Origin of the sequence: Streptomyces sp. NBC_00076, from assembly GCF_045041235.1 — a bacterium.
Taxonomy (GTDB): Bacteria; Actinomycetota; Actinomycetes; order Streptomycetales; family Streptomycetaceae; genus Streptomyces.
The window spans coordinates 2540442-2561351 of the sequence record NZ_CP108242.1; the positions used below are offsets into that span (position 1 = coordinate 2540442).

Annotated in this window: 16 protein-coding genes; 3 read left to right on the forward strand and 13 right to left on the reverse strand. The window is 70.0% G+C overall.

What is annotated here, in order from left to right; translation table 11 throughout:
* Positions 1-53: 53 nt before the first annotated feature.
* From OHA64_RS11635 to OHA64_RS11655, 5 genes are all read right to left on the reverse strand, one after another.
* Positions 54-893, reverse strand: coding sequence for a carbohydrate ABC transporter permease (locus tag OHA64_RS11635; protein WP_405611859.1), 840 nt, complete (start codon positions 891-893; stop codon positions 54-56).
* On the reverse strand, positions 890-2251 hold the full coding sequence (locus OHA64_RS11640) for an ABC transporter permease subunit (RefSeq protein WP_405611861.1): 1362 nt from the start codon (positions 2249-2251) through the stop codon (positions 890-892). Before OHA64_RS11640 ends, OHA64_RS11635 begins: the two co-directional genes overlap by 4 nt.
* A gap of 6 nt (positions 2252-2257) precedes the next feature.
* A complete protein-coding gene (locus OHA64_RS11645; RefSeq protein WP_405611863.1) occupies positions 2258-3583 on the reverse strand; it encodes an ABC transporter substrate-binding protein in 1326 nt (441 codons plus the stop codon).
* Between the two features lie 80 nt (positions 3584-3663).
* Positions 3664-5295, reverse strand: a complete 1632-nt coding sequence (locus tag OHA64_RS11650) for a glycoside hydrolase family 13 protein (RefSeq protein WP_405611865.1) — start codon at positions 5293-5295, stop codon at positions 3664-3666.
* Between the two features lie 144 nt (positions 5296-5439).
* Positions 5440-6711 (reverse strand): ABC transporter substrate-binding protein, encoded by a 1272-nt coding sequence (locus OHA64_RS11655; RefSeq protein ID WP_405611867.1) that lies wholly within the window; start codon positions 6709-6711, stop codon positions 5440-5442.
* A 149-nt stretch (positions 6712-6860) separates the two neighbouring features.
* Here OHA64_RS11655 and OHA64_RS11660 point away from each other — a divergent pair, with 149 nt between their 5' ends.
* The 3 genes from OHA64_RS11660 (at position 6861) to OHA64_RS11670 (ending at position 10486) form a co-directional block, all read left to right on the forward strand.
* Positions 6861-7385, forward strand: coding sequence for a PadR family transcriptional regulator (locus OHA64_RS11660; RefSeq protein ID WP_405611869.1), 525 nt, complete (start codon positions 6861-6863; stop codon positions 7383-7385).
* The gene (locus OHA64_RS11665) at positions 7382-8131 is read left to right on the forward strand and encodes an ABC transporter ATP-binding protein (RefSeq protein WP_405611871.1); all 750 of its coding nucleotides are present in this window, start codon (positions 7382-7384) and stop codon (positions 8129-8131) included. The genes OHA64_RS11660 and OHA64_RS11665 overlap by 4 nt, the downstream gene beginning before the upstream one ends.
* 72 nt (positions 8132-8203) lie before the next feature.
* The gene (locus OHA64_RS11670; RefSeq protein WP_405611873.1) at positions 8204-10486 is read left to right on the forward strand and encodes an FtsX-like permease family protein; all 2283 of its coding nucleotides are present in this window, start codon (positions 8204-8206) and stop codon (positions 10484-10486) included.
* A 60-nt stretch (positions 10487-10546) separates the two neighbouring features.
* On the opposite strand, the gene pgi is transcribed toward OHA64_RS11670, so the two are convergent.
* The 8 genes from pgi to OHA64_RS11710 form a co-directional block, all read right to left on the reverse strand.
* Entirely contained in the window at positions 10547-12208 is a 1662-nt protein-coding gene (pgi, locus tag OHA64_RS11675) for a glucose-6-phosphate isomerase (protein ID WP_405611875.1), read from the reverse strand.
* 64 nt (positions 12209-12272) lie between these two features.
* Positions 12273-13541, reverse strand: coding sequence for an MFS transporter (locus tag OHA64_RS11680; RefSeq protein WP_405611877.1), 1269 nt, complete (start codon positions 13539-13541; stop codon positions 12273-12275).
* Positions 13542-13674: 133 nt separating this feature from the next.
* On the reverse strand, positions 13675-14010 hold the full coding sequence (locus tag OHA64_RS11685) for an RNA polymerase-binding protein RbpA (protein ID WP_003976875.1): 336 nt from the start codon (positions 14008-14010) through the stop codon (positions 13675-13677).
* Between the two features lie 213 nt (positions 14011-14223).
* A complete protein-coding gene (secG, locus tag OHA64_RS11690; protein WP_362441621.1) occupies positions 14224-14454 on the reverse strand; it encodes a preprotein translocase subunit SecG in 231 nt (76 codons plus the stop codon).
* A gap of 131 nt (positions 14455-14585) precedes the next feature.
* On the reverse strand, positions 14586-15362 hold the full coding sequence (gene tpiA, locus OHA64_RS11695; RefSeq protein ID WP_405611879.1) for a triose-phosphate isomerase: 777 nt from the start codon (positions 15360-15362) through the stop codon (positions 14586-14588).
* Positions 15363-15366: 4 nt separating this feature from the next.
* Positions 15367-16578 carry a phosphoglycerate kinase gene (locus OHA64_RS11700; RefSeq protein ID WP_405611881.1) on the reverse strand — a complete coding sequence of 404 codons (1212 nt, stop codon included), beginning with the start codon at positions 16576-16578 and terminating at the stop codon, positions 15367-15369.
* A 133-nt stretch (positions 16579-16711) separates the two neighbouring features.
* On the reverse strand, positions 16712-17716 hold the full coding sequence (gap, locus tag OHA64_RS11705; protein ID WP_405611883.1) for a type I glyceraldehyde-3-phosphate dehydrogenase: 1005 nt from the start codon (positions 17714-17716) through the stop codon (positions 16712-16714).
* 225 nt (positions 17717-17941) lie between these two features.
* Positions 17942-20890 (reverse strand): M14 family zinc carboxypeptidase, encoded by a 2949-nt coding sequence (locus OHA64_RS11710; RefSeq protein WP_405611885.1) that lies wholly within the window; start codon positions 20888-20890, stop codon positions 17942-17944.
* Positions 20891-20910 lie beyond the last annotated feature (20 nt).

Here is a 20910-nt window from a genome sequence, read left to right on the forward strand (position 1 = left end):
GGGGCGGCGGAGGTTCTCGCCTCCGCCGCCCCTCAGCCGCGCGAGGAGGCGGCCTACTTCACCGAACCCGCCATCACGCCCTGCACGAAGTGCCGCTGGAACGCGAAGAACACCACCACCGGCACCACCAGCGACAGGAACGCGCCGGGTGCCAGGACGTCGATGTTGCTGCCGAACTGACGTATCTGGGACTGGAGTTCCACGGTCAGCGGCTGTGCGGAGCCGTCCGCGAACAGCAGGGCGACCAGCATGTCGTTCCACACCCACAGGAACTGGAAGATGGCGAGGCTGGCGATCGCCGGCCGTCCCACCGGCAGGACCAGCCGGGTGAAGATCCGCCACTCGCTGCCCCCGTCCATCCGGGCCGCCTCCAGCATCTCCTTCGGCATCTCGGCGAAGTAGTTGCGCAGCAGGAACACCGCGAACGGCAGCCCGTACGCCACGTGGAAGAGCACCACACCCGGAATCGTCCCGAACAGCCCCAGCTGCCCGAAGAGTTTGGCGACCGGGAGCAGTCCGATCTGGACCGGCACCACCAACAGCGCCACCACGACCAGGAAGACGGTGTCCCGCCCGGGGAAGTCCAGCCAGGCGAACGCGTATCCGGCGAGTGCCGCGAGGACCACCACCAGGACGGTCGTCGGCACCGAGATCAGCACCGTGTTCCAGAACGACTGGATCATCCCGGAGTTCTTCAGCAGCGCCGAGTAGTTGTCGAAGGACAGCTGCCCGGGGCTGGCGAACACGGTCCACCAACCGCCCCCCGCCGTGTCCTGGGCGGACCGCAGCGAGGAGAGGAACAGTCCCGCGAGCGGGGTCACCCAGACCAGGCCGATCACCACGAGGAAGGCCTGCACCAGACCGTTGGCCAGGCCGCGTCGCACGGCGTTCATCGCTGACTCCCTCGGAAACGACGGACGTTGAAGACCATGGCCGGGATCACCAGAAGCAGGAGCAGAACCCCGAGGGCACTGCCCAGGCCCTGGTTGTTGCCGCCGCCGAACGACACCAGCCACATCTGCGTGGCGAGCACGGTCGCGTCCTCCTGCACCGGCCCGGGCGCGATGATGTAGACGAGGTCGAAGACCTTCATCACGTTGATCACGAGGGTCACGAAGACCACGGTGAGGACGGGCGCCAGCAGCGGCACCGTGATCCGCCGGAAGATCTGCCACTCGTTCGCCCCGTCCATCCGCGCCGCCTCCAGCGCGTCCCGGGGCAGCGCCGCGAGCCCGGCGCCGATCAGCACCATCGCGAAGCCGGTCCAGATCCACAGGTACGCCCCGATGATCGCCGGGGTGACGAGCGCGGGCCCGAGCCAGGAGACGCCTCCGTACGGCTCGGCGAAGTTCGACGCGGGCAGCTTCACCGTGTACGAACCGGAGTCGAGGCCGGTGAAGCGGAAGGAGCCGTCGGACGCCGTCGTCGTACTCGCGGCCGTCTTCCCGTCGCCGCCGACCGCCTCGACCTTCGTCTGCGGCAGCCCACTCTCCCGCCGGTCGACCTTGCCCTGCTCCCCTCCCCCGCCGGGTGTGAAGTCGAGGTAGACCACCCCGCGCAGCTCGTCCGGCGCCGCCGCGCGTGCGGCGGCCGGGTACGCGGGCTCGGCCCCCGCGGGCAGTTCCTTCGGCGGGACGCCGACCAGGCCGAGGGTCACCGAGTCCCCGGGGGAGACGGTGGCGGTCGTCCGGTACGAGCCGTCCGGCTCGCCCTTCAGTCCGTGGCCGTCGCGGGCGCGGGCCGTCGGGTACGGCGAGGTGCCCGCGAAGGCGTCGTGCACCGAGACGACGGCGGCGTTCAGGACGCCCTTGTTCGGGTCCTCGTCGTAGGCCAGCCGGAAGATGATGCCGGCGGCGAGGAAGGACACCGCCATCGGCATGAACAGCAGCAGTTTGAAGGCGGTCGCCCAGCGGACCTTCTCCACCAGCACGGCGAGGATCAGGCCGAGGCCGGTCAGCAGGGCGGGAGCCACCACCACCCAGATCGCCGTGTTCCGGACGGCCTTGACGGTCGCCGGGTCACGGAACATCTCGGTGTAGTTCTCGCCGCCCACAAAACGGGTGCCGGACGCGTCGAAGAAGCTGCGGCCGATCGAGAACAGCACGGGATAGACGACGAGCGCGCCGAGCAGGAGCAGGGCGGGGAACGCGAACAGGACGGCGATGACGCGTCCGCGCCGCCGCGTGCGCCGGGCGCGGACGGCGGGACCGGAGGGCGGAGCGCCCGCCTCTTTCACAAGGGTCGCGGTCATGGCCGGTCAGCCCTTGTACGCCTTGGCGGCCGCGGCTTCCAGCTGCGCCGCGGTCCCCTTCGGGTCCGACGGGTCGCGCAGGAAGTCCTGCAGCAGCTTCCACTCACCGGCGCCCTTGGTGCCGCCGAAGGCCGCCGGGGCCTGGTCGGACATGTCGAAGCGGACCGAATCCCCGGCCCCGACAAGGGACTTGGCGGTGGCGCGGGTGACGTCGTCGCCGTACGTGGCGAGGTCGAGCTTCTTGTTCGGGGACAGGAAGCCGCCCGCCTTCGCCCACACGGCCGCTGCCTCGGGGGTGGCCAGGTACTCCAGGAGCTGCATGCCGGCCTTGGCGTTCTTGCCGTCCTTCAGCACCACGGCCGCGTCACCGCCGCTGACCACCGGGGCCTTGCCGCCGTCGACCGCCGGGAAGGGGAAGAAGTTCGCGTCCTGCCCGATCGCCTTGCCGAACTGGTCCTTGGCGACCCCGGCGACGAAGTCGCCCTCGTAGACCATGCCGGCCTCGGGCTCGGGCCCGAACACCTTCTCCACCGAGCCCGGGAAGTCGGTGTTGAGCGCCCCCTTCTGCCCGCCCGCCAGCAGCTGCTTGTCCTTGAAGAGCTTGCCGAGCGTGTCGAGCGCCTTGACCACCGACGCGTCGGTCCACTTCAGCTTGTGGGTGGCCAGGGCGTCGTACTTCTCGGGTCCGGCCTGGGAGAGGTAGACGTTCTCGAACCAGTCGGTGAGGGTCCAGCCGTCCTGCCCGGCCACCGAGAAGGCGGCGAGACCGGAGTCGGAGACGACCCGCCCGGCCTTCAGCATCGCGTCGTACGTGGCCGGCGGCTTGACCCCGGCCTGGTCGAGGGCGTCGGGGCTGTACCAGACCGTCGACTTGTGGGCGGCCTTGAAGTAGAGGCCGTAGAGGGCGCCGTCGACGCTGCCGTACTTCTTCCACACGGGCGCGTAACCCGCGTCCACGGACTGCTCGGTCGTCTTCGACAGCGGCTTGAGCCAGCCCTGCTTCGCGAACTGCTGCAGGACGCCGACCTGCGGGACCATCACCACGTCGGGCGCGTTCCCGCCCTCGATCTTGCTGCCGACGACGGTGGAGACGTTGTCCCCGGTGGACACGAACTGCGTCTTGGCGCCGGTCTTCTCGCCGAAGGCGTCCAGCACCTTCTGGAAGTTCTTCTGCTCGCTGCCGGACCAGACACCGGCCACGGTGACCGTCTGACCGCTGAGCGCCTTGTCGCCGCCGCCCGCCGAGACGGGGCCGCCTCCGCAGGCGGTGGCGCCGAGTGCCAGGGCGAGGGCGGTGCAGCTCGAGAGCAGGGTCGTACGTCGTCGCATCATCGTTGATGTCCCTTCGAGGGGTGAGAAGTTGACGGAAGGCAGGGGGAAGTCGACGGGTAGTCAGGAGGGTCGGAAGAAAGTCAGAGCTGGTCGCTGATCCACCAGGCGGCCGTCGAACCGGGGAGCACCCCGGCCGGGCAGGCGCCGCTGGACAGCAGAGGGGTGCCGGAGACCGGCGCGGGCGCGGGCGCCGTACCGAAGTTGACGGCGCAGACCAGCCCGTCGCCGCGGGCGAAGCCGAGGACGCCGGGCGGGGTGTCCAGCCAGCGCAGCGACCCTTCGCCCAACTGGGGCAGCGCGGCGCGCAGTTGGAGGCCGTCGCGGTACAGGTGCCAGAAGGAGCGGGTGTCGGCGAGGGCGCGGTCGGTGGCGTACTCGGCGAAGTACTCGGGCTGCGGCAGCCAGGGCTTGGCGCTGTCGGCGCCGGAGGTGAAGCCGAACGGGGACGCCTGCCCGGACCACGGCAGCGGCACCCGGCAGCCGTCACGGATGCGGGCCCGGCTGCCGGTGCGCCGGAAGATCGGGTCGGTGAGCACGTCGTCGGGCAGGTCGACGACCTCGGGCAGGCCCAGTTCCTCGCCCTGGTAGATGTACGCGGCTCCGGGCAGCGCCAGCATCAGCAGCGCGGCGGCGCGGGCGCGGGCGGTACCGAGTCCGCTGCCGTCGGTGGCGGGTTCGCCGTAGCGGGTGACGGTGCGGACCTGGTCGTGGTTATTGAGGACCCAGGTGACCGTGGAGCCGGTCCCGGCGATGTCCTGCATGGCCTCGGAGATGACCTTGCGGAAGGCGTCGGCGTCCCAGGAGGCGCCGAGCAGGTCGAAGAAGAAGGCCTGGTGGAGCTCGTCCGGGCGGACGTACCGGGCGTGTTCGCGGGCGGTCGGCACCGAGACCTCGCCGACCAGCAGCCGTTCCCGGCCGTCGCGCGCCGCGTATTCGTCGCACACGGAGCGCCAGTGCCGCCATACGTCGTGCACCTCGGGCTGGTTCCAGGCGAGCGGGTTGACCGAGTCGCGGGTGCGGGCGTCGGCCTCCGGGTCCGGGGAGTCGGGCAGTTCCGGGTGCTTGAAGAGGCCGGCGGCCACGTCGATGCGGAAGCCGTCGACGCCCCGGTCGAGCCAGAAGCGGAGCACCCGGTCGAACTCGGCGCCGATCTCGGAGTTGCGCCAGTTCCAGTCGGGCTGCTCGGGGGCGAACATGTGCAGGTACCACTGGCCGGGCCGCCCGTTCGCCTCGGTCACCCGGCTCCATGCCGGGCCGCCGAACATGGAGTGCCAGTTGTTGGGCGGCTCGGCACCGTCCGGGCCGCGGCCGTCGGCGAAGTGGAAGCGGGCGCGGGCCGCGCTGCCGGGAGCGGCGGCGAGCGCCTCCTGGAACCACGGGTGCTCGCTGGAGCAGTGGTTCGGGACGATGTCGAGGAGCACCTTGACGCCGAGTCGCCGGGCGGCCGCCATCAGCAGGTCGAACTCGGCGAGGTCGCCGAAGGTCGGGTCGACGTCGCGGTAGTCGGCCACGTCGTAGCCGTGGTCGTGCTGCGGCGAGGGGTAGAAGGGGCTCAGCCAGATCCCGTCGACGCCCAGCTTCTTCAGGTACGGCAGTCCGGCCCTGACCCCGGCGAGATCGCCGATGCCGTCGCCGGTGCTGTCCAGGAAGCTGCGGACATACACCTGGTAGATCACTGCGTCGCGCCACCAGCGGCGGTACTTGCTCGACATGCATGCATGTTAGGTAGACGTGTCGTGAGGGTGTCAATGAAAGAAACAGAAGCTACTGCCGAGTTGGCGTGACAAAAGGGGCCCTACAGGGGCATTGTGAAGCCAGATGAGATAGCCGCGTTACCTAACAGGTAACTACGATCGCTATCGACTGGAGACGGCCGCGAGCTCCCGCGCCAGCCGCCGCACCGCCGCCGCAGGCGTCTCGCGCCCGGTCATCGCGTCGTGCACGACCGCCTGCACCACCAGGCTGACCTGGTCGTAGCGGGGGCTCTTCGGCCGCGGGGCGGCCCGGACGACGCTCGCACGCAGGGTCGGCAGGTACGGGAACTCCCGCACCAGCTCGGGGTCTTCGTACAGCGCGGCACGTACCGGTGGCAGCGCGCCGCGTGTGAGGACCTGGCGCTGGACGGGCTCGCTGGTGAGGTACGCGATCAGACGCGCGGCCGAGTCGGGGTACCGCGCGTGCGTGCTCACGGCCAGGTTGGAGCCGCCGAGGACGCTCCTCCCCGGCCCGCCGGGTCCGGGCAGCGGCACGGCGCCGATCTTCCCGGCGACCTTCGACCCCCTGGCGGAGGCACCGACGTACGCGTACGGCCAATTACGGAGGAAGAGCAGCCGTCCGTCCTGGAAGGCCTGCTTCGACTCCTCCTCCTTGTACCTCAGCGCCTGCTTCGGGATCCAGCCCTCCCGCACGCCCCTGGCGAGGAACCCGATGCCCTCGCGGGCGGCGGCGGAGTTCACAGTGACGCGTTCGCCCTCGTCGCCGAGGATCGTGCCGCCCGCCGAGTAGACGGCCTCGGCCGCGTTGACGGTGAGGCCCTCGTAGGGGAGGAACTGGCCGGCGTAGCCGTCGAGACCGTACTTCGGGGCGATGGTCTTCGCGTCCCGCTCCAGTTCGGCCCAGGTGCGCGGCGGCCGGACGCCCTCCTTCGCCAGGATGTCCTTCCGGTACAGCAGCAGTCCGGCGTTGGTGACGTAAGGGACGGCGTACAGCTGTCCGTCGTAGGTCGCGGTGTGCTCGACCGGCTTGAGGAAGGACTTCAGCGGGAAGCGGTCGCGCGGCAGCGGGCGGATCCAGCCCGCTGCGGCGAACTCCGAGGTCCAGTTGACGTCGATGTTGAGGACGTCGAACCGGCTGCGGTCGCCGTCGCGCAGGTCGGTGGCCATCTGCGCGTGCGTCTCGTCGGCGGAGTCCGGGAGCTCGACGAGGGTGACCCGCTCGCCGGGATGGGTGCGGTTCCAGCCCTGAAGCAGGGGGCCCAGATAGCCGGTGAGATCTCCGGCGGTGGCCACGGTGAGCGGCCCACGGCCACCCGCGGGCCCGTCATCGGCGTGCGCGCCGGAGGCGACGTACCCGGTCAGGACCACCGCGAGAACGAGAAGGCCCCTACCGGCGGCGTGAATCCACCGCATAGGTTCCTCCCTGTACACCCGGCACCTGACACCTGACACATGCCGAGTGGCGCCGGGCGCCCTCGCACGAGTCAGAGGCCATGTATACCTGTTAGGTATGGGCGATACTAGGGCCCGGAGCACATTACGCGACTAGGAGGACAGCACGAGTGCGCCTGCCCCTCCTGGCTCTCCTCGCGCGCGGACCGGCCCACGGCTACGAGCTCAAGCACGACCTTGAGCAACTGCTGGGCTCCGCGTACCCTCAGCCGAACGTCGGCCAGATCTACGTCACCCTCGGCCGCCTCGAGAAGACGGGACTGATCGAGGGCGAAGAGGTCGAGCAGTCGAGCCGGCCCAACAAGAAGATCTACCACCTCACCGACGCCGGGCGGGAAGAGCTGCGCGCCTGGTACGAGGAGACGGCGGACGAGCCACGGGTGCGGGACGAGTTCTTCATGAAGCTGGCCCTCGCCCCGCAGACCGGTCTCGCCGACCAGATCGCCCTCATCAACAAACAGCGGCGCCAATACCTCAACACCATGCGCGACCTGTCGAAACTGGCCGCCACCGAGAACCGGGACAACCGCGTCGCCCACCTGCTCATCGAGGGCGCGATGCTGCACCTTCAGGCCGACCTCGACTGGCTGGAACGGTGCCAGGAAGAACTGGAAGAGCTGGAGGAGCTGGAGTGAACGACAGCCCCGCTCCCGTGCTGCGCGCCGAGGGCCTGGTCAAGACGCACCACGGCGAGGGTGCCCCGGCGCATGCCGTGCGCGGAGTCGATCTGCGCGTACGGCAGGGCGAGTTCGTGGCGATCACCGGGCCGTCGGGGGCCGGCAAGTCCACGCTGCTGCACCTGCTGGGCGGTCTGCAACGACCGGACGACGGCAGCATCTGGCTGGACGGCGAGCGCTCCGACACGTGGAGCGAGGCGCGCTGGGCCGTGGAGCGCAGGAAGCGCATCGGGATCGTGTTCCAGTTCTTCAACCTGGTCTCCGATCTCTCGGTCGCCGACAACGTGGAACTGCCGGCGCTGCTCGCCGGGTCATCCCCCAAGCAGGCCCGCGCCGAGCGGGAGGGTCTGCTGGCCGAGCTGGGACTGACGGGCAAGGAGCGGAGCATGCCCGGCGAGCTGTCCGGCGGTGAGCAGCAGCGGGTCGCGCTCGCCCGGGCCCTGGTCAACCACCCGCCGCTGCTGCTGGCCGACGAGCCCGCGGGCAGCCTGGACAGCAAGGGCACCCGCGAGGTGACCCGGCTGCTGTCCCGCTTCCACCAGCGGGGCCAGACGATCGTGCTGGTCACCCATGACGCGCGGCTGGCGAGCGCCGCGGACCGGGTGATCAGCTTCTTCGACGGGCGGATCGCCGACGACGCGGACATCCACGGGACGCCGTCGCGCGGCACCGGCATATCCGGTGTGCTGGAGCTCAAGGAGTGACATGCGGGTGCGGGACTGACATGCGTAGGTACGACGGTGCCTTCGCGGTGCGCGAAACGAAGGGCTGAGCCCGTGCGAGCCACCCTGCGCTGGGCGCACTCCGATCTGCGCACGCACCGCGGCGAGGCGCTGTTCCTCGTCCTCGCCACCGCCGGCATCGTCGTCTCGCTGCTGCTGGCCACGGCCCTGTTCGGGTACGCCACCAATCCCTGGCAGCGGGTCTTCACCCAGGCACACGGCGCGCACGTGTGGCTGCACACCGGCCCGTCGACGGATGTACGCGAGGCAGCGGGCCTGGACGGCGTCGAGTCGGTCTCCGGTCCCTACCCGACCGAGTCCGCCACCCTCGCCTCCCGCGGCGCCCGCGCCTCCGTCGAACTGCGCGGCACCTCGGGGCGGCCCACCGTCGGCCGTCCGCTGGTCACCTCCGGCCACTGGCTGGACGCCGGCACCCCGGACGGCGTCGTCCTGGAGAGCCGCCTGGCCCGCGCCCTGCTGGCCGAGCCGGGCGACACCCTCAGCGTGCCCGGCACGGCACGGAGACTGACCGTCCTCGGCATCGCCGACAGCGCCGAACCCCGCTACCGGCCCGGGGAGCAGCCGGGGCTCGTCTGGGCGCTCCCGTCCGCCGTGCGCGACCCGGGCGGCCAGGTGATCGGGCTGCGCCTATCGGACCCCGACGACACGGACTACGTCGTCCAGCGCGCCGTCACGGTCCTCGGCTCCGGTGCCGTCAGCGAGGTCTCCACCTGGCAGCAGGCGCGTGCCGAGGCGCAGGGCGACAGCCGGCTGCTGGGGCAGGTGCTGGGCCTGTTCGGCCTCGGTGCGCTGATCGCCGCCGGACTCGCGGTGCACGGGGCGATCGCCACCCGTATCCGGGGCCATCTGCGGGACATCTCGGTGCTGAAGGCGATCGGCTTCACACCGGGCCAGGTGGTCCGCGTCTTCCTCTTCCAGCACATCGCCTACGCGCTGCTCGGCGCGGTGGCCGCGGCGGCGCTCACCCAGGCACTGGGCAGCCGCCTCCCCGGACGTCTCGGGGACGCGGTCGGTGTGTGGCAGGGGCTGCCGGGGCACACGGTGGCGCTGTTCGCGGTGCCGGTGGCGGCGGTGCTGCTGATCGGTGCGACCACCGGACTCGCGGCATGGCGGGCGGGGCGGGTGCCTCCGGTGCCGGTGCCACGGCCCGCGGCACCGGCGGGCGGGCGGCTTTCGTCCGTGGCTCGCCGGGCGCTCGGGCTGCGGCTGCCGCCCGCGCTGGTCCTCGGCTGGCACAAGGCGTTCGCGAGGCGCCCGCGGTCCTTGGCGACGGTGGCCCGGCTCGCGTTGCCGCTGCTGCTGATCGTGGTCGCGATGAGCGCCTGGACCACCATCGACCGCTTCCAGAGCAGGCCCGAACAGATCGGTGTCCCGGCCGCGCTCTCCGTCCGCGCGGACTCCGGCCTCGGTGAGCGGGACACCCGTCGCCTGCTGGAGCGCGACCCGGGCGTCGCCGCCGCCTACCCGGGTGTGGAGGTGGCGGCCCTGGTGCCGGGTCAGACGGCCACCATCGCGCTGCGCGGCCTCGGCACCCACCGGCAGCCGTACCCGTACGCCCTGGCCCAGGGCCGCGCCGCGCGGGGCCCCGACGAGGCGGTGGCCGGGCAGGGGCTGCTGGACCTGCTCGACGTGCGGGTGGGCGACTGGGTGCGGATGACGGTGGGCGACCAGCCGCAGATCCTGCACATCGTGGGCCGCAGCATCGAACCGGAGAACGCCGGCCGGGTCATCTCCACCTCGCTGGACACCCTCCGCGAGAACGACCCGGGCCTCGGTCCCACCCTCTACCAGCTGCGACTGCACCCCGGCGCGGACCCACAGGCGGTCGCCACCCGGCTGACCACCGCCGGGCGCGGTCACCTGGACGTACACACCGTGCCGAATCCGGCCGACGGGCTCTCGCCGCTGCGCGGGGTCGTGGTGGGCCTGATCGTCGTCCTCGCCCTCATTGGGCTGATCGAAGTGCTGACCGCGATCGGCGGCACCGTGCGCGAGGGCGAGCGGGACCTGCTGGCGCTCAAGGCCATCGGCCTGTCCCCACGGCAGATCACCGCGGTCACCGTCACGGCCACCGGCTGTACCGCGCTTGCCGCGGTCCTCGTCGGTACGGCCCTGGGCGCCCCGCTCGCCCACTGGCTGATCGACGCCCAGGGCAGGTCGAGCGGTATCGGCGCCGGGATCGCCCAAGGACCGTCCCTCGCCCTGCTGGCGCTGTTCGGCGCGGCCGCCGTACTGGGGGCGGCCGCGCTCGCCACGGTGCCGATGTCCCGGGCGGCACGGCGTCGGCTCGCGGACACCCTGAGCGCCGTGGCCTGAGCAGCGCCCCCGCACCTACGGCGGAGGCGCACTCTCAGGAGGGGCCGCCTCCTCGCTCGCTCAGTCCCGGCTGCGCAGCTCCCGGTAGGCGGCGACCAGGGCCTTGGTGGAATGGTCCAGGCCGGGTACGTCGGTGCCTTGGGTGAGGGCGGGTTCGACGCGCTTGGCGAGGACCTTGCCGAGTTCGACGCCCCACTGGTCGAAGGAGTCGATGTTCCAGACGGCGCCCTGCACGAACACCTTGTGCTCGTAGAGCGCGATGAGCTGGCCCAGCACCGACGGGGTGAGCTCCCTGGCCAGGATCGTGGTGGTGGGATGGTTGCCCTGGAACGTCTTGTGCGCCACCAGCTCCTCGGCCACACCCTCCCCGCGTACCTCGTCGGGGGTCTTGCCGAACGCCAGCGCCTGCGTCTGCGCGAAGAAGTTCGCCATCAGCAGGTCGTGCTGCGCCCGCAGCCCCTCGCTCAGCCCGTCGACCGGGCGGGCGAAACCGATGAAGTCCGCCGGGATCAGCTTGGTGCCCTGGTGGATCAGCTGGTAGTAGGCGTGCTGCCCGTTGGTGCCGGGCGTGCCCCACACCACCGGCCCGGTCTGCCACTGGACCGGGTGCCCGTCCCGGTCCACCGACTTGCCGTTGGACTCCATGTCCAGCTGCTGCAGATACGCCGTGAACTTCGACAGATAGTGGCTGTAGGGCAGCACCGCGTGCGACTGCGCGTCGTGGAAGTTGCCGTACCAGATGCCCAGCAGGCCCAGCAGCAGCGGCACGTTGGACTCGGCGGGCGTGTTGAGGAAGTGCTCGTCGACGATCCGGAAACCGTCCAGCATCTCCCGGAAACGGTCCGCCCCGATCGCGATCATCAGGGACAGACCGATCGCCGAGTTGTAGGAGTAACGACCCCCCACCCAGTCCCAGAACTCGAACATGTTCGCCGTGTCGATGCCGAACTGGGACACCTTCCCCGCGTTCGTCGACAACGCCACGAAATGCTTCGCGACAGCCTTGTCCTCACCGAGGCCGCCGGGGCCGTTGAGCAGCCAGTCGCGGGCCGAGGTCGCGTTGGTGATCGTCTCGATCGTGGTGAACGTCTTCGACGCGACGATGAACAACGTCTCCGCCGGGTCCAGGTCGTGGATGGCCTCGTGCAGGTCGGCCCCGTCCACGTTCGACACGAACCGGAAGGTCAGCGACCGGTCGGTGTACGCGCGCAGCGCCTCGTACGCCATCGCCGGACCCAGGTCCGAGCCACCGATACCGATGTTGACGACATTGCGGATCCGCCTGCCGGTGTGCCCCGTCCACTCACCCGAACGCACCCGCCCGGCGAAGTCACTCATCCGGTCCAGCACGGCGTGGACCTGCGGCACCACGTTCTCACCGTCGACCTCGACCACCGCACTCGCCGGAGCACGCAACGCCGTGTGCAGCACGGCCCGGTCCTCGGTGATGTTGATCCGGTCACCGCGGAACATGGCGTCCCGCAGCCCGAACACGTCGGTGGCGACGGCCAGTTCCTGCAGCAGGGCCAGCGTCTCGTCGGTGACCAGGTGCTTGGAGTAGTCGACGTACAGATCACCGACCCGCAGCGTGAATGCGGTGCCGCGGTCCGGAGCGGCGGCGAACAGCTCGCGCAGCCGCACCTCCCCGAGCTCCTCGCGGTGCTTCGCCAGAGCGGTCCACTCGGGCCTCTGGTTGAGTCTGGTACGGCCGTCTGCGTTCATGGAGGACTTCAGCCTTCTCTCGTACCTGTGCCTGCTGCCCCGCTGCCGTTGCCAACCTAATTGATCAGCGCGGGGCGTGAGCTGTCGTGGCGTCGTCGTCGGGCGCAACAACGGATACGTTCACCTTGAGCGCGGGTATCAGCGAGGCGACGGACAGGACGAAGAAGGCGGCCGCGAGCAGGGCCGGGGTGTTCAGGCCCCAGGCGGTGGCCACCGCCCCGCCGAGCAGGGCGCCCAGAGGCGCGCCGGCGACCGCCAGGGTCCGGAAGGCGGCACTGACCCGCCCCAGGGTGTCGGCGGGGGTGCGCTCCTGCATCAGCGTTCTGGTGTTGACGTTCCACAGCATGCCCATGAAGCCGAAGACGCCCATGGCCGCCGCCAAGGCCACCGGACTGGGCACCGAACCCATGACCACCAGCGCACCGATCTGCACGGTCCCCGCGAGCACCACCGCGCGCAGCCGCCCGAGGCGGGCGACGAGCCGGCCGCTCGCCACTCCCCCGGCCAGGCCACCTATCGTGTAGGCGGTCATGGCCGCCGCATAGCCCGCGGTGCCCGCGTGCAGCCAGCCCGTCACCAGGAGCACCAGGCCGGCGATGAGGGCACCCATGCCGATGTTGCACAACGCCGTGGCGGCGCACAGTCCGCGCAGTGCCCTGTCCTGTCCCAGGGCGCGCAGCCCTTCGGCGATCTCGCGGCGCAGGGTGCTGCCCGCCGGTCTGGGCTTCCGCTCGGGCAGGCCGGTACGCAGCGACGCGACCAGGGCGGCCGCCACCAGGAAGGTCACCGCGTCGGCTGCGAAGGGCATCGCGGCACCGGCCATCAGCAGCAGCGGCACGAGGGGTGCCCCCAGCAGACCGGCCGCGATCTGCTGGCCGGTCATCAGTCGGGCGTTCGCGCTGCCCAGAGCGTCGCGGTCCACCAGGGCGGGCAGCAGGGCGGTGGCGGCGTTGTCGAAGAGCGTCTGGAGTGTGGTGAGGGCGAAGGCCAGCGCGATCAGCAGGCCGATGGAGGCCTGCCCGAGCACGACGGCCACCGCGAAGCAGGCGACCAACAGACCTCGTACCGCGTCCGCCGTCCACATCGCGCGCCGCTGGTCCACGCGGTCGGCGACGGCGCCGCCGAGCAGCCCGAAGATGATCCAGGGCAGATAGCCGCAGGCGGTGACCGCCGCGATGAGCAGGGGCCGGCCTGTCAGTGTCGCGGCGAGCAGGGGCAGCGCGGAGGTCCGCAACGCGTCGCCGAAGCTGGAGAGCACGGCGGCGCTCCACAACCGCCCGAATCCCCCACGCCACGCGGGCGCGCACACGCCCCCCGTCTCGACCGTCGCCACGAATCCCCCTCCGGTTCGCCGATGAACAAACCGTAGAGGGCACCACTGACAATCGGCCTCGGCCGGGAATCCGGCGGCCGACGCTCCGAACGACTCCGGCCAGGCATCTGGATGCCCGGCCGGTTCTCAACTCCTAGATCTCGCCCCGCAGTTTGGCGAGCGCCTCGGCGAGGATCGCCTCGCCGTCCGCGTCGCTGCGTCGCTCCCGCACATAGGCGAGGTGCGTCTTGTAGGGCTCGGTGCGCGGCGGGTCCGGAGGGTTGTCCCGGTCCTGCCCCGCGGGAAAGCCGCATCGCGGGCAGTCCCAGGTTTCGGGGACCTGCGCGTCGCTGGCGAAGCTGGGCTGCGTCTCATGCCCGTTGGAGCACCAGAAGGAGATGCGCAGCCGGGGCGCGGACTCGCCCCGCTCGGCCTCGCCCATCGGCCCCGCCCCGACCCGGCTTCCTCGGATCGCGTTGCCACTTGCCACGGTCGTAACTCCCTGCGTGATGGTGCCGCAAAGCGAGTCGGCGTTTCGCTTCACTGCGAGCGCCTCAGTCTACGTAAGGCCCAACGCGCGTCCAGTGATTGGAGTTACAACCCCCATACACAGACGCAAGCCCCATGATAGGCCGCGCTCAGCTGCGCGTACCGTACATGGGGCCTTACGTGCGGAATGGACGTGCTGCGTGTGCGACGCTGATCAGTTGTTCACCTTCATCAGGATGCCGAGCACCACAATGCACGCGAACCACAGCAGACCGACTACCACAGTGATGCGGTCCAGGTTGCGCTCGGCGACCGAGGAGCCACCGACGGACGACTGCATACCGCCACCGAACATGTCGGAGAGGCCGCCGCCCTTGCCCTTGTGCATCAGCACCAGCAGCATCATCAGCGCGCTGAAGACGATCAGGGCGATCGAGAACCCCATAACCACAGCTGGACCAACTTCCTCGGATCTGGATGGACGACGGGGGCCGAAGCTCTGTCCGTGAGCTGTGCACGCTCTCTTCGGAGCCCTCGGCCCCCGCAAGGGTACGACGGATTGCGCCTACCGCATACTCACTGGTCGCGGAACCGGACGATCTTGACGAACTCGTCGGCGTCCAGCGAGGCGCCGCCGACCAGGGCGCCGTCGATGTCGGCCTGGGCCATGATCTCGGCGACGTTGCCCGACTTCACGGAGCCGCCGTACTGGATGCGGACCTGGTCGGCCAGCTCCTGCGTGTACAGCTCGGCGATCTTGCCGCGGATGGCGGCGCAGACCTCCTGGGCGTCCTCGGCGCCGCAGACCTTGCCGGTGCCGATGGCCCACACCGGCTCGTAGGCGATCACGACGGTCCCGGCCTGCTCGGCCGGGAGGTCCTTCAGGCCGCCCTCGACCTGGGTGAGGGTGTGGGTGACGTGGTTGCCCGCCTCGCGGACGTCCAGTTCCTCGCCGACGCACAGGATCGGGGTCAGGCCGTGCTTGTAGGCGGCCTTGACCTTGGCGTTGACGAGCTCGTCGGTCTCGTTGTGGTACTGGCGGCGCTCGGAGTGGCCGACCGCCACGAAGCTGCACTTCAGCTTGGCCAGCATCGGGCCGGAGATCTCGCCGGTGTAGGCGCCGCCGTCGTACGCCGAGATGTCCTGGGCGCCGTACTTGATCTTGAGCTTGTCGCCGTCGACCAGGGTCTGCACGGAGCGCAGGTCGGTGAAGGGCGGCAGGACGGCCACCTCGACGGCGTCGTAGTCCTTGTCGGCCAGGGCGAAGGCGAGCTTCTGGACGTGCGCGATGGCCTCGAGGTGGTTGAGGTTCATCTTCCAGTTGCCCGCCATCAGCGGCGTGCGCGTGCTCATAGGGTCAGTCCTCCAGTGCGGCGAGGCCGGGGAGCGTCTTGCCCTCGAGGTATTCGAGGGAGGCGCCGCCGCCGGTCGAGATGTGGCCGAATGCGTTCTCGTCGAAGCCCAGGATGCGGACGGCCGCGGCGGAGTCGCCGCCTCCGACCACGGTGAAGCCCGGGGAGTCGAGGAGGGCCTGGGCGACCGCCTTGGTGCCCTCGGCGTAGTCGGGGTGTTCGAAGACGCCCATGGGGCCGTTCCAGAAGACGGTGGCGGCGTCGGCGAGCTTCGAGGCGTAGAGGTCGCGGGTCTGCGGACCGATGTCCAGGCCCAGCTCGCCGGCCGGGATGGCGTCCGCGGCGACCGTGTTGGGGTTCGCCGGCGCCTTGGTCTTCAGGTCCGGGAACTCGGTGGAGGTCAGCACGTCGACGGGGAGGACCAGCTCGACGCCGTTCTTCTCCGCCCGCTCGATGTACTCCTGGACGACCGGGATCTGGTCCTCCTGAAGAAGGGAGGAACCGACCTCGTACCCCTTGGCCTTCAGGAAGGTGAACACCATGCCGCCGCCGATGAGGAGGCGGTCCGCCTTGCCCAGCAGCTGGTCGATGACGGCGAGCTTGTCGGAGACCTTGGAACCGCCGAGAGCGACGACATAGGGTCGCTTGACGTCCTCGGTGAGCTTCTTCAGGACGCCGACCTCGGCGGCGATAAGGTAACCGGCGGCGTGCGGCAGCCGGGCCGGGAGGTCGAAGACCGAGGCGTGCTTGCGGTGGACGGCGCCGAAGCCGTCGCCCACGTACACGTCCGCGAGGGCGGCGAGCTGGTCGGCGAAGGCGCCGCGCTCGGCGTCGTCCTTGGAGGTCTCGCCGGCGTTGAAGCGCAGGTTCTCGATGACCGCGACCTGGCCGTCGGCGAGACCGCCGACGGTGGACTTGGCGGATTCGCCGACCGTGTCGGTCGCGAACGCCACCTCGGCACCGAGGAGTTCACCGAGGCGCGCGGCGGCCGAGGCGAGCGAGAAGGCGGGGTCCGGGGCGCCTTTGGGACGGCCCAGGTGCGAGGCCACGACCACCTGGGCGCCCGCTTCGGCGAGGGCCTTGACGGTGGGCAGGACGGCGCGGATACGGCCGTCGTCCGTGATGGTGGTGCCGTCCAGCGGCACGTTCAGGTCGGCGCGGACGAAGACCCGCTTGCCGCCCACACCTTCGGCGAGAAGTTCGTCGATCGTCTTCATGGAGGGGACTCCTGGGGAGGGCTCGTGATGCTCGTGATCGTGAGAGGGCTGATCTGTACGCGAGTCAGGGCTCGGACAGCGCGTCCCTGCGCTGCCCGAGCCCTGACTCACACCGAAGTGCCTGCTCTGTCGATCAGAGCTGGTTGCCGACGAAGACCGTCAGGTCGACGAGGCGGTTGGAGTAGCCCCACTCATTGTCGTACCAGCCGATGATCTTCACGCTCTTGCCCTGCACCATGGTCAGGGAGGAGTCGAAGGTGCAGGAGGCCGGCCAGTTGACGATGTCCGAGGAGACGATCGCGTCCTCGGTGTAGTCCAGATAGCCCTTCAGCTCGCCCTGGGCGGCCTTCTGGAAGGCGGCGTTGACCTCTTCCTTGGTCACCACGCGCTCCGTCTCGACGACCAGGTCGGTGACGGATCCCGTCGGGACCGGCACCCGCATCGCCATGCCGTTGAGCTTGCCCGCCAGCTCCGGGATGACCAGGCCGAGGGCCTTGGCCGCGCCGGTGCTCGCCGGAATGATGTTCTCGGCGGCGGCGCGGGCGCGGCGCAGGTCCTTGTGCGGGAAGTCCTGGAGACGCTGGTCGCTGGTGTAGGCGTGGACCGTGGTCATCAGCCCCGAGACGATGCCGAAGTTCTCCAGGAGAACCTTGGCCATCGGCGCCACACAGTTGGTGGTGCAGGAGGCGTTGGAGATGATGTGGTGGTTCGCCGCGTCGTACTTCTCTTCATTGACGCCGAGCACGATCGTGATGTCCTCGTCCGAGGCCGGAGCCGAGATGAGGACCTTCTTGGCGCCGCCGGCGATGTGCTTCTCGGCGTCGGCCTTCTTGGTGAAGATGCCGGTCGACTCGATGACGATGTCGACGCCCAGCTCGCCCCACGGGATGTCGGCGGGGTTGCGCTCGGACAGCACCTTGATGGTGTGGCCGTCGACGGTGATCGTGTCGGCGGTGTGCGACACCTCGGCCTTGAGGCGGCCCAGGATGGTGTCGTACTTCAGCAGGTGAGCGGTGGTCGCGGTGTCACCCAGGTCGTTGACAGCCACGATCTCGATGTCTGCACCCTGCTCCAGCAGCGCGCGGAAGTAGTTACGACCGATGCGGCCAAAGCCGTTGATGCCTACGCGGATCGTCACGAAACCGATCTCCTCGTTGGTACGCCGGGTTCGAATCCGGCGAGCTGTATGGGATGTCCCCGACCGCCTACGACCCTACCTCCCTGAGCACGCCGTGGTGACATCGAGATGCCCCATACACGGCGAGGCGGTCCGTACCCGCCAGTAGGGGTACGGACCGCCCGAGCCCGAAGGCCTGATCACCCGATTTTGCTACGTGGTGTCACCCCTGGTTGACCGGGGGCGTCATCCTTCGAGCGCCGCGAGCGCCTTCCTCACCAGAGCCGTCCGATCGGCCGCCGAGGAGACGTGCTCCAGGCCGAAGCCCAGCAGCACCGTGTCGTCCGTGGTGACCGCTCCGTAGGTCTGGAAAAGGGCCCCGGTGCGCGCCCAGTCCTTGAGGACCGGCGGGCTGCCCGGAGGCGGTCCGGCGACGCTCCAGGCGCCCAGCGAGGTCTCGAAGCCCTCGGTCTCGGTGGCGGTGCCCCCGACGACCAGTGAGGCGTTGTCCGCGAGAACGCCGTGGCCGCCGCTGCCCGGGTCGGTGACGTAGCTGACCGAGATCTCGACGGACTTGCCGGCGTACGCGCTCAGGTCGAAGGCAACCTGCTGCCAACCGTCGGACGAGCCGGTGAAGGCGTTCCACGCACCGGTGGTGCCGGTCGCGACGCAGCCGTCGTTCGTCACGGTCAGGTAGTGCTCCAGCTGCGGGTGCCCGCCCACGTAGTACCCGGCCGAGCACTCCGCCGGCACGGTGGTGCGGGTGGCACCGCCCGTCTCGGGGAGGGTGGTCCAGTCCTCGGTGCCGGTGGTGTGGGCTTCGACGATCACGTTGTCGTAGCCGGGCTCGGTGTCCCACAGCAGCTGGGAGCGCAGAGCGGGTTGGTCGGCCGCGGTCACGCCCGTGAGGTCCACGGTGCGGGTGAGCCGCTTGTAGGAGTCGTCGTTGTGGACGGCGGCCGCCATGTAGTCGCCCGCGTAGGGCCCGTACGGGTTGATGGTCCCGGCGAACTGGCCGGCGCCCGCACTCGCGAACTGGGGGTACTTGTCGGCGGGCAACTCGTCGGACGTCACGCCATAGGTACCAGCCCGGTCCAGCGGGTTGCCGGCCGCGGGGCCGAGCGCCCCCGTGAAGCCGCCAAGCCTGCCGGAGCCGGTGAAGCCGGTGGCCCCGGGTGTCGACGTACGCGAGTAGGCGCCCAGGTAGTACTGGCTGAAGTCGTCCGACGGGGTGCCGTCGGCGAGGTCGACGCTGCCGCCGGCCAGTTCGCCGGCCTCGACCAGTTTGCCGCCCTCGTTGAGGAAGGCACGCAGTTCGAGCTGGGTGGCGATGCCGGGGGTGCTCGCGCCCGTGTAGTGGACGACGGTGTCGAAGTGGTTGAGCACGCCGAGCGCGTCGGGCGCGCCCCGAGCGGCGACGTCCCAGACGAGCGCCTTGCGGCCGGCGCCCTTCAGCGCGTCGACGTAGGTCTGCGCCTGTGTGGCGGCCGTTCCCTCCTCGGCGACGACGAGGACGTCCGCGCGGGGCCGTTCGGCGATGGTGTAGGTGAAGTGGTCGCTGGAGACGTTCTTGCCGCTCTTCGTCTCGCCGGTGAACCACACCTCGACCTGGTCGCCCGGTTCGCCGTCCTGGACCTTGGCCCGGTACTCGTCGAAGTAGAGGTTGTCCTCGCCGCCGTAGGTCTCGCCGCCCTTCCAGGGGCGCAGCGTCTGGTCGTACGTACGGCCGTTGACGCGGTACTTGAGTTCCTTGTCGCGCACCGCCTTGCGGACGACGACGGAGACCTCCTGGTCGGCGCCGCGCGAGTACGACGTCGTGAACGGGGCCGGGGTGAAGTCGGCGGCGCTCCGGCCGACCGAGGACTTCGGCTGGTCGGGTCGTGCGGCGGACTCGGCGACGGAGAGCGCGAACGGGATGTTCTTGGCGAACTCCTGCTGGATCAGCTTCTCGTCGTCCGGGAAGTTGAAGACCGACTGGCAGTCGGCCGCGTTCCAGGCGTCGTCGGGGTCGATGTTCGACGCGGTCTCACAGGTCGACATCTCGGGGGTGAACAGCGCCGTGCCGTTGACGTTCGCCGCGTGGCCGTCGGCCTCACCGTTGGTGGTGTACAGCTCCGAGGAGACCTGGGGGTGGTAGCCCGGGATCGCGGAGTTGTCGGGGGTGCCGGCGAGCGCCTTGTAGAGAACGTCGTCGGGGGTGTCCGTGGCCACCTGCCAGCCGACTCCGTAGAGGAGGAGTTCGGCGGCGGAGTGGTAGTTGATGCCGTAGGTGAACCCGATCCGCTTCTCGAAGGCGTCCAGGGCCTTGGTCTCCGGCTCGGAGTTCGGGCCCGCGCCGCGGTAGGTCTGGCTGGTGGGGTTGGGCGAGGAACCCTCGTCGTCGTAACCCCACTTGTAGGCGAAGTTGCGGTTGAGGTCGACTCCGTCGCTGGTGCTGATGCTGCCGTCGCCGTTGTTGTCACGCAGGTTCTTGCGCCACAGGCGATTGTCGGTGTTCTGAAAGGTGTAGTCGTAGCCGTCGGGGTTGGCCGACAGCACGAACCACAGCTCGGTCGAGTCGACGAGCTTCTTGATGCGCTTGTCCGTCTTGTAGTTGTCCAGGTAGTGGTGCATCAGCCGGCGGGTCATCTCCGGCGTGATCCACTCACGCGCGTGCTGGTTGGACATGTAGAGGACGGAGGGCTTGGAGCCGTCCGCGGACTTCTTGGCGCCCTTGGTCAGCTTGAGGGCGAGGATGTCCTGGCCGCCCACCGTCTTGCCGATGGAGACGACCTTGGTGAGGCCGGGGTTCTCCTGGCCGGTCCTGACGATCTCCTCCTTCAGGCCGCCGCTGCCGCTGTACGGGCGGAACACCCCGTCGGCGGCCGCTTCTACGCGGTTCTCGGCCTTGGCGGACAGCTTGTGTTCGGTGAGGTGGACCCCTTGGTCCTCAAGCCTGTCGGCCTGCTGGTCGGTGAGGTAGACCTCGACGGTGGCCTCGCCCTTCGCGGGCACCTGCTCACCGAGTTCGTGGCCGTCCTGACCGGCCGCCAGCAGCAGGGGTACCTGTTGCTGGGTGACCTCGGCCCGGAAGACCTTGACCTCGTTCGGATCGGGAGAGCCGGGATTGTCCGCGGCCTGTGCGACGGGTGCGACACCCGCACCGCCCAACAGAAGCGCGCCGACAGCGAGGATCGGTCTCGCTCTTCGTCTCATGAACCCCCCTAGCGTGGGTT